Genomic DNA, 677 nt, shown 5'->3' with positions numbered 1-677 from the left:
GTTTGGATTTCCTTTTGGCTATGAGCGTGGGGCGTGAGTTTAAAGAAGTTGCCGAAGCGTTGCTGATTGAACCAACGGGAGGTAAACGCGGAGAACGTGCGGCCTAGACGTTGGCCCTTGTCGATAAACCAGCATTGCCCCCACAAATCGATCAGGCCGTTGGGGGCCGGTGTACCGGTGAGGTTAACAAAGCGGGGCGTTTTGCTGTGCGCAACTTTCGCCAGGGCCATCGCGCGCTTACTTCCCGCCCGCAGCCTGAATCCCTTCAGGCGTGTGGATTCGTCCGCGATAATCATCGCAAACGGCCAGTGATCGCCGCACTCCTCGACTAACCACGGCAAATTTTCATAGTTGCAGGTATAGACCATCGCATCAACGGCCAGCGCCTTGCGGCGCTGCGCAGCCGTGCCAACGATGGGCGAAACGGTCACGTCGGAAAGGTGATCCCACTTCGCAACTTCATCGGGCCAGGTCGATACCGCCACGCGCAGCGGCGCAAGTACCAAAACAGGCCCGTCTAAATACATTTGATGGATGGCCGTTAGACACGACACGGTTTTACCCACACCCATAGAGGCGAAGATATTAACACGCTTAATAGTGGTGATCGCCTGAATGATGGGGTGTTGATATGGGCGCGGGTTAAATTTTGCCATTCAACTTGTACTCCCGCCAGT

General features: G+C 55.5%; 1 protein-coding gene. It reads right to left on the bottom strand.

The window, feature by feature from the left end; translation table 11 throughout:
• A partial coding sequence (locus N1032_RS25700; protein WP_259543447.1) for an SNF2-related protein occupies window positions 1–656 on the bottom strand: 656 nt, incomplete at its 3' end.
• Window positions 657–677: the final 21 nt, after the last annotated feature.

Source organism: Herbiconiux daphne, from assembly GCF_024979295.1.
GTDB classification, from domain to species: Bacteria; Actinomycetota; Actinomycetes; order Actinomycetales; family Microbacteriaceae; genus Herbiconiux; species Herbiconiux daphnes.
Note: the sequence above shows the minus strand (reverse complement) of the source record. Positions and strands in the feature narration are given on the sequence as shown.